We start from the raw sequence: 8,881 nt of genomic DNA, 5'->3' as shown, positions 1-8,881 counted from the left end.
CGGCGTGCGCGGCGCGGCCCTCGGCCTCGCCGCCGTCCCTGACGCGCCCGGTCACGGCCGGGCCGTCTTCGGGCAGTCGCGGCCGTGTCGCGGTCGCGGCATCGCGCACCGTGCCGCCGCGTCGCCGTCGCCCCCGGACGGCCGACCGCCGTGCGGGTGGCCCCGAGGGGCGGCCGGCCGGGTGGTGGGACCGCCCGGCGGGCGCGCCCGCGCCGTCACATCGCCGACCGTCGGGGAGGAGCCGCATGGTCCGGGGAGCAGCGACCCGGTGTCGCGGGCCCGCGCGAGAGCGGTGCCGGCCCGCGGCCGGCGCGTCGTACGGTGCGCCGGTCACCTGCGGCGACGCGGCCCGTCGGCAGGCCGATGCTCGTTTCGCCGCCGATGCCGCATCCTTGAGGTGTGGAGTTCCTCGGGGACGAGTCGGTCGAGCGGAATGGGAGGGCGCAGGGGATGGGTTCCGGCGCACCCGCTCATAACGCTTCGGTGCACAACCAGGACGGTGGTGCGACGGAGCGTTCGGCGCCAAGGCACCATGGACCGATGCGCGACGACGAGGCAGCAGTTGCCCAGGGGGCGATCGCCCCGCTCGTGCACCGTGCCGTCGACGGCGACGAGCGTGCCACGCACGACCTGCTCGCCCGCGTCCATCCGCTCGCGCTGCGCTACTGCCGCACCCGGCTGTCCCGGCTGCCCGGCGACGCGCGCCACTTCGTGGAGGACCTGGCCCAGGAGGTCTGCGTCGCCGTCCTCCTCGCCCTGCCGCGCTACCGCGACACCGGCCGACCCTTCGAGGCGTTCGTGTTCGCCATCGCCTCCCACAAGGTCGCCGACCTCCAGCGCGCGGCGATGCGCCACCCCGGCTCGACCGCCGTGCCCTCCGACGAGATGCCCGAACGCCCGGACGACTCCCTCGGCCCGGAGGAGCGGGCGCTGCTCAGCAGCGACGCCGAGTGGGCCAAGCAGCTGCTGGCCAACCTCCCCGAGAACCAGCGCGAGCTGCTGCTGCTGCGGATCGCGGTGGGCTTGACCGCGGAGGAGACCGGGCAGATGTTGGGAATGTCACCGGGAGCGGTCCGGGTCGCCCAGCACCGCGCGCTGAGCCGGCTGCGGGCCCTCGCCGAGCAGTAGCCGTACGCCGGTTGAACCGGCGGCGCCCCGGTTCCGTACAAAGATCCGTATGAAGATACGAGGACCGGGGCCCTAGTCCGTCGTGGAATCGTGGAATGAGACGGCTCCGCTTCCCGTTAGCATGGACATCCGCACCGATCAAGGCCATTTGGGGAAGGTGTCATGACTGCAAACGTCGACGGAGTGCCCGAGAAATTCGCGACACTCGGGCTGACCTACGACGACGTGCTGCTGCTGCCGGGCGCATCCGAGGTGCTGCCCAACGCGGTCGACACCTCGTCCCGCATCTCCCGCAATGTCCGGGTCAACATCCCGCTGCTGTCCGCGGCGATGGACAAGGTGACCGAGTCCCGCATGGCGATCGCGATGGCCCGCCTCGGCGGCGTCGGCGTCCTGCACCGCAACCTGTCCATCGAGGACCAGGCCAACCAGGTCGACCTGGTCAAGCGCTCCGAGTCCGGCATGGTGGCCAACCCCATCACCATCCACCCGGAGGCCACGCTCGCCGAGGCCGACGCGCTGTGCGCCAAGTTCCGCATCAGCGGCACCCCGGTCACCGACCCGGCCGGCAAGCTGCTCGGCATCGTCACCAACCGCGACATGGCCTTCGAGACCGACCGCTCGCGCCGCGTCAGCGAGGTCATGACGCCGATGCCGCTGGTCACCGGCACCGTCGGCATCTCCCGCGCGGACGCCATGGAGCTGCTGCGCCGGCACAAGATCGAGAAGCTGCCGCTGGTCGACGACGCGGGCATCCTGCGCGGTCTGATCACCGTCAAGGACTTCGTCAAGGCCGAGCAGTACCCGAACGCCGCGAAGGACGCCGAGGGCCGCCTGCTGGTCGGCGCCGCCGTCGGCGCGAGCCCCGAGGCGCTGGAGCGCGCCCAGGCGCTCGCCGAGGCCGGCGCGGACTTCCTGGTCGTCGACACCTCGCACGGCCACAACAGCAACGCGCTGAGCTGGATGGCGAAGATCAAGTCCAGCGTGGGCGTCGACGTGATCGGCGGCAACGTCGCCACCCGCGACGGCGCGCAGGCGCTGATCGACGCCGGCGTCGACGGCATCAAGGTGGGTGTCGGACCCGGTTCGATCTGCACCACCCGCGTGGTCGCCGGCATCGGCGTCCCGCAGGTCACCGCCATCTACGAGGCGTCCCTCGCCGCCCGCGCGGCCGGTGTCCCGGTGATCGGCGACGGCGGCCTCCAGTACTCCGGCGACATCGGCAAGGCGCTCGTCGCCGGCGCCGACACGGTGATGCTGGGCTCGCTGCTGGCCGGCTGCGAGGAGTCGCCCGGCGAACTGCTGTTCATCAACGGCAAGCAGTTCAAGTCGTACCGCGGCATGGGCTCGCTCGGCGCCATGCAGTCGCGCGGCCAGGCGAAGTCGTACTCGAAGGACCGCTACTTCCAGGCCGAGGTCTCCTCCGACGACAAGCTCGTGCCCGAGGGCGTGGAGGGCCAGGTGCCCTACCGCGGTCCGCTGGCCAACGTGCTGCACCAGCTCGTCGGCGGCCTGCGCCAGACCATGGGCTACGTGGGCGCGGCCACCGTCGGGGAGATGGAGTCCAAGGGCCGCTTCGTGCGCATCACCTCGGCGGGCCTCAAGGAGAGCCACCCGCACGACATCCAGATGACGGTCGAGGCGCCGAACTACAGCAGCAAGTAGGCGTTTCCGGCGGCGAGCAGACGCCGGCGAGGACTCACAGGGCGGTCCCGGATCACGCCGGGGCCGCCCTCGCCATGGGCGTCGGCGATACTGGAAGACGCTGAAACGCATCAGGGAAAGGCCACAGACGTGACTGAGATCGAGATCGGGCGCGGCAAGCGCGGCCGCCGGGCGTACGCCTTCGACGACATCGCCGTCGTCCCCAGCCGCCGTACGCGGGACCCGAAGGAGGTCTCGATCGCCTGGCAGATCGACGCCTACCGCTTCGAGCTGCCCTTCCTGGCCGCTCCCATGGACTCGGTCGTCTCCCCGGCCACCGCCATCCGCATCGGCGAGCTGGGCGGCCTGGGCGTGCTCAACCTCGAAGGGCTGTGGACCCGGTACGAGGACCCGCAGCCGCTGCTGGACGAGATCGCCGGGCTGCCCGCCGAGACGGCCACCCGCCGCCTCCAGGAGATCTACTCCGCCCCCATCAAGGAGGAGCTGATCGGGGCGCGGATCAAGGAGGTGCGCGACTCCGGAGTGGTCACCGCCGCCGCGCTCTCCCCGCAGCGCACCGCCCAGTTCTCCAAGGCCGTCGTGGACGCGGGCGTGGACATCTTCGTCATCCGCGGCACCACCGTGTCGGCCGAGCACGTCTCGGGCGCGGCGGAGCCGCTGAACCTGAAGCAGTTCATCTACGAGCTGGACGTCCCGGTGATCGTCGGCGGTTGTGCCACGTACACGGCGGCGCTGCACCTGATGCGCACCGGCGCGGCGGGCGTGCTGGTCGGCTTCGGCGGCGGCGCCGCGCACACCACGCGCAACGTGCTGGGCATCCAGGTCCCGATGGCGACGGCCGTCGCCGACGTGGCCGCCGCGCGCCGCGACTACATGGACGAGTCCGGCGGCCGGTACGTGCACGTGATCGCGGACGGCGGCGTCGGCTGGTCCGGCGACCTGCCCAAGGCGATCGCCTGCGGCGCGGACGCGGTGATGATGGGCTCTCCGCTGGCCCGGGCCACGGACGCGCCCGGCAAGGGCCACCACTGGGGCATGGAGGCGGTCAACGACGAGCTGCCGCGCGGCAAGAAGGTCGACCTCGGCACGGTCGGCACCATCGAGGAGGTCCTCACCGGCCCCTCGCACACCCCCGACGGCTCCATGAACCTGTTCGGCGCGCTGCGCCGGGCGATGGCCACCACCGGCTACAGCGAGCTGAAGGAGTTCCAGCGCGTCGAGGTGACGGTCGCGGACTCCCAGCACAAGCGGTAACCCGCACTCCGGAACACACCAAGAGACCCGGCCCCCACGCTGACACGGGGGCCGGGTCTCTGCGCGTTCGGGCTGGTGGGGGGCGCGTTGTGTGCTTCGGGGCGCGCCCATGGGCCGTCACCGCAAGGCGACTCGCCGGGACCGCATCCGGCTTCGGGCGGAGCGGCGCTGGCTTCGGCTGGTGAACTTCACAACCGATGCGCCGCCCCCGTCGGTGCGGCGCCGCGGGTGTCCAGGAGGAGCTGCGCCTTGACCGACAGGCCCTGGAGGTCGTAGGTGCGGTGCTGCTGGAGGAGGATCGTGAGGTCGGCGTCGGCCACCGCCTCGTACAGGGCGTCCGCGCGGGGCACGGGACGGCCCTCGACGTCCCATCCGGGCACGTACGGGTCGTGGTAGCTGACCGTGGCGCCGAGACCGGTCAGGCGGACGGCGATCTCCTCGGCGGGCGTGCCCTCCAGGTCGGCGAGGTCCGGCTTGTAGGTGACGCCCAGCAGCAGCACCCGCGCGCCCCGGGCCGACTTGCCGTGCTCGTTGAGCAGGGCGGCGGCGCGCTGGACGACGTAACGGGGCATGCGGCTGTTGACCCGCTGGGCGAGTTCCACCATGCGCAGGCCGCGCCCGGAGGGGCCGGTAAGGTCCTGCGGATGGCCGTGGCCGCCGACGCCGGGGCCGGGGCGGAAGGCGTGGAAGCCGTACGGCTTGGTCTCCGCGCAGCGCAGCACGTCCCACAGGTCCACGCCCAGGTCGTGGCAGAGCACGGCCATCTCGTTGACCAAGGCGATGTTGACGTGCCGGTAGTTGGTCTCCAGGAGCTGGACGGTCTCGGCCTCGCGCAGGCCGCGCGCGCGGACCACCTTGTCGGTGAGCCGGCCGTAGAAGGCGGCGGCCGACTCGGTGCAGGCCGGGGTGAGACCGCCGATCACCTTCGGCGTGTTGGCCGGGGTGACGTCGCGGTTGCCGGGATCGACGCGGCTGGGCGAGTAGGCGAGGTGGAAGTCGCGGCCCGCGCGCAGGCCCGAGCCCTCCTCCAGCAGCGGGCACAGGAACTCCTGGGTGGCGCCCGGCAGCACGGGCGACTCCAGGATCACGGTGGTGTGCGGGCGCAGCTGCCCGGCCAGGGCGCGGGCGGCGGCCGCCACCTGGGTCAGGTCGAGGCCGCCGTCCGCGCCGCGCGGGGTCGGCGCGCAGATCACCGCGGTGCGCACCCGGCCCAGTTCGGCCGGGTCGGTGGCCGGCCGGAAGCCCCCCGAGAGCATCCGGCGCAGCTCGGCCGCGCTGAGCGGGCCCGACTCGTCCCCGGTCCGGTAGCCGAGCGTGGAGATGCCGGCGGCGACGGCGGCCTGGGCCAGGGGCAGGCCGAGAGGACCGAGTCCGATGACGGCGAGATCTGCGGGCATGGCGTGGGCCGTCCTTCCCAGTAACCGACGTGGTGCGGGCCCGCAAGTCCGGTGGACAGGACGAGCGAGTGCAATGTCAGACTAGGAGTAAATATGACCGTTTTGTGGGATTGACCAGCGTGTTTCTCGGAGTGCCGGGCCGAGTTGTCCACAGGCCGGAGGCGACTGGTGGCTGAAGTCGGGCAAGACGGTCAGAATTCTGGGCAGGGAGATACGCAGAGAGAGGCAGAGAGACGTGGGAACACGTGGGGGAGCTGGGACGGGCTTCGCCCGACGGGTGCGGCCGGCGTGACGGACACCGGGAGGCAGCAGTGAGGACAGCGACACTGGGGCCGGCGCAGCGCGCCGAGTCACTGGCGGGAATGGCCGAGCGCGAGCTGGACATCCTGGTCGTGGGCGGTGGCGTGGTCGGAGCGGGCACGGCCCTGGACGCCGTCACACGCGGCCTGAGCACCGGCATCGTCGAGGCCCGCGACTGGGCGTCCGGCACCTCCAGCCGCTCCAGCAAACTGATACACGGCGGCCTGCGCTATCTGGAGATGCTCGACTTCGCCCTGGTCCGCGAGGCCCTGAAGGAGCGCGGCCTGCTGCTGGAGCGCATCGCCCCGCACCTGGTGCGGCCGGTGCCGTTCCTGTACCCGCTCCAGCACAAGGGCTGGGAGCGCTGGTACGCCGGTTCGGGCGTCGCGCTCTACGACGGCATGTCGATGGCCCGCGGCCACGGCCGGGGCCTGCCCCTGCACCGCCACCTGAGCCGCCGTCACGCCCTGCGCGTCGCCCCCTGTCTGAAGAAGGACGCCCTGGTGGGCGCGTTGCAGTATTACGACGCCCAGGTGGACGACGCCCGCTTCGTGGCCGCCCTGGTGCGCACCGCCGTGTCCTACGGCGCGAAGGCCGCCAACCGCGCCCGGGTCACCGGCTTCCTGCGCGAGGGCGAGCGGGTGGTCGGCGCGCGCGTGCAGGACGTGGAGGGCGGCGGCGAGTACGAGATCCGGGCCAAGCAGGTCGTCAACGCCACCGGGGTGTGGACCGACGACACCCAGGCGATGGTGGGGGAGCGCGGCCAGTTCCACGTCCGCGCCTCCAAGGGCATCCACCTCGTCGTGCCCAAGGACCGCATCAACTCCACCACCGGGCTGATCCTGCGCACCGAGAAGTCCGTGCTGTTCGTCATCCCCTGGGGCCGGCACTGGATCGTCGGCACCACCGACACCGACTGGGACCTCGACAAGGCCCACCCGGCCGCCTCCAGCGCGGACATCGACTACCTGCTGGAGCACGTGAACTCGGTGCTGGCGGTGCCGCTCGGCCGCGACGACGTCGAGGGCGTCTACGCGGGCCTGCGGCCCCTGCTGGCCGGCGAGTCCGACGCCACCAGCAAGCTCTCCCGCGAGCACACCGTCGCCCACCCCGCGCCGGGCCTGGTGGTGGTGGCCGGCGGCAAGTACACGACCTACCGGGTGATGGCGAAGGACGCCGTCGACGAGGCGGTGCACGGCCTGGACATGCGGGTCGCCGACTGCGTCACCGAGGACGTCCCGCTGTACGGCGCGGAGGGCTACCGCGCGCTGTGCAACGCGCGGGCGCGGATCGCCGCCGACACCGGCATCCACGTGGTGCGCGTGGAACACCTGCTCAACCGGTACGGATCGGCCGCGCAGGAGGTCCTCGCCCTGATCGCCGAGGACCCGTCCCTCGGCGCGCCGCTCCAGTTCGCCGACGACTACCTGCGCGCCGAGATCGTCTACGCCGCCTCGCACGAGGGCGCCCGGCACCTGGACGACGCGCTGACCCGGCGGACCCGCATATCCATCGAGACCTTCGACCGGGGCACCCGCAGCGCCCGCGAGGCGGCGGAGCTGATGGCGCCGGTGCTCGGCTGGGACGCGGACCAGATCGAACGCGAGGTCGAGCACTACGAGAAGCGGGTGGAGGCCGAACGCGAGTCGCAGCGCCAGCCCGACGACCTGACGGCCGACGCGGCCCGCCTGGGAGCGCCGGACATCGTGCCGCTCTAGCCGGCCGCGGCGCGCCGGACACCGTGCCGCTGTGATCGGCCGCGGCGCGCCGCACCCGCCGCTTCCGGCCCGTCCCGCCGCTTCCGGCCCGTCCCGCCGGTCGGGCGCGCCCGGCGGGGCGGGGCGCAGAAGTGTTCGGCGCGCGTCGGGTTCCGGGAGCCGGGACGGAGGTGGGACCCTTACGGGCGGAAGTGTCCGGCGCCGTCGGCACCCCGCGCTGACCTGTTGTCACGGCCCGTCATCCCGCCGCACCGGGTGCGCCGTTCGGTGACGGGACCGGGCGCCGCGAGGGGCACCCTGGGCGTGGAGCACTTGTCGGGTGAGGGACAATGGAGCCTCTGTCAGGGCGGGTTGCATGAGGGGACGCATGTCGGAGGCGGAGCGGACGGGGGCATCCCGTCAGGACACTCGTCAGGACAACAGCGAGCGTCTTCTCGCCGGGCGGTACCGGCTGGGGGACGTGCTCGGCCGGGGCGGCATGGGCACGGTGTGGCGGGCCGAGGACGAGACCCTGGGCCGGACGGTCGCGGTCAAGGAACTGCGGTTCCCGACCAACATCGACGAGGACGAGAAACGGCGCCTGATCACGCGCACGCTGCGCGAGGCCAAGGCCATCGCGCGGATCCGCAACACCAGCGCGGTGACCGTCTTCGACGTGGTCGACGAGGACGACCGGCCATGGATCGTGATGGAACTGGTCGAGGGCAAGTCCCTGGCCGAGGTCATCCGCGAGGACGGCCTGCTGGAGCCGAAGCGGGCCGCCGAGGTCGGCCTCGCCGTCCTGGACGTGCTGCGCTCGGCGCACCGTCAGGGCATCCTGCACCGGGACGTGAAGCCGTCCAACGTGCTCATCGCCGAGGACGGCCGGGTCGTGCTCACCGACTTCGGCATCGCCCAGGTCGAGGGCGACCCGTCCATCACCTCGACCGGCATGCTCGTCGGCGCGCCCTCCTACATCTCCCCCGAGCGGGCCCGCGGCCACAAGCCCGGCCCCGCGGCCGACCTGTGGTCGCTCGGCGGCCTGATCTACGCCGCCGTCGAGGGCACGCCGCCCTACGACAAGGGGTCGGCGATCGCCACGCTGACCGCGGTGATGACCGAGCCGCTGGAGGAGCCGAAGAACGCCGGCCCGCTGCGGGACGTCATCTACGGCCTGCTCAACAAGGACCCGGCCGAGCGTCTCGACGACGCGGGCGCCCGGGCGATGCTCAAGGCCGTCATCGCCGCGCCCGAGGCCAGGGCGGCCGAACCGGAGCCGCCCGCGGACGCCACGAAGGTCGTCCCGCTGCCTGCCCAGCCGGACCGCCGGTCGGGCAAGGGCGGCGCGGGCGGCGGGAGTTCCGCGTCCGGCGCCGAGGCGGGCTCCGCCTCCGCCGCCGGCGGCAAGCGGGGCGAGGAGGCGTCCGACCGGCTGCGCGG

General features: G+C 72.8%; 6 protein-coding genes. 5 read left to right on the top strand and 1 reads right to left on the bottom strand.

From position 1 onward, the window contains the following. Positions 1–540: 540 nt before the first annotated feature. The 3 genes from ABEB07_RS36935 to ABEB07_RS36925 all read left to right on the top strand — a co-directional run bounded on the left by ABEB07_RS36935 (position 541) and on the right by ABEB07_RS36925 (position 4,047). Complete coding sequence (locus ABEB07_RS36935) at positions 541–1,128, top strand: sigma-70 family RNA polymerase sigma factor (RefSeq protein WP_176150174.1); 588 nt, start codon at positions 541–543, stop codon at positions 1,126–1,128. Positions 1,129–1,290: 162 nt separating this feature from the next. Further along, on the top strand, positions 1,291–2,793 hold the full coding sequence (gene guaB / locus ABEB07_RS36930; RefSeq protein ID WP_345672430.1) for an IMP dehydrogenase: 1,503 nt from the start codon (positions 1,291–1,293) through the stop codon (positions 2,791–2,793). 129 nt (positions 2,794–2,922) lie between these two features. Beyond that, positions 2,923–4,047: a GuaB3 family IMP dehydrogenase-related protein gene (locus ABEB07_RS36925; protein ID WP_176150176.1), complete on the top strand. Its 1,125-nt coding sequence runs from the start codon at positions 2,923–2,925 to the stop codon at positions 4,045–4,047. A gap of 188 nt (positions 4,048–4,235) precedes the next feature. Here the strand turns inward: ABEB07_RS36925 and ABEB07_RS36920 are convergent, their stop codons facing one another. Continuing rightward, positions 4,236–5,444 carry a nucleotide sugar dehydrogenase gene (locus tag ABEB07_RS36920; protein WP_345672429.1) on the bottom strand — a complete coding sequence of 403 codons (1,209 nt, stop codon included), beginning with the start codon at positions 5,442–5,444 and terminating at the stop codon, positions 4,236–4,238. A 311-nt stretch (positions 5,445–5,755) separates the two neighbouring features. Here ABEB07_RS36920 and ABEB07_RS36915 point away from each other — a divergent pair, with 311 nt between their 5' ends. Both ABEB07_RS36915 and ABEB07_RS36910 read left to right on the top strand, forming a co-directional pair. Next, positions 5,756–7,462 carry a glycerol-3-phosphate dehydrogenase/oxidase gene (locus ABEB07_RS36915; RefSeq protein WP_176150177.1) on the top strand — a complete coding sequence of 569 codons (1,707 nt, stop codon included), beginning with the start codon at positions 5,756–5,758 and terminating at the stop codon, positions 7,460–7,462. Positions 7,463–7,829: 367 nt separating this feature from the next. Further along, positions 7,830–8,881: serine/threonine-protein kinase (locus ABEB07_RS36910; protein ID WP_345672428.1), on the top strand; the 1,052-nt coding region annotated here is incomplete at its 3' end.

Source organism: Streptomyces similanensis, assembly GCF_039543625.1.
GTDB lineage: Bacteria > Actinomycetota > Actinomycetes > Streptomycetales > Streptomycetaceae > Streptomyces > Streptomyces similanensis.
The sequence above is the reverse complement of the archived record's forward strand: the minus strand, read 5'-3'. Positions and strand labels throughout refer to the sequence as shown.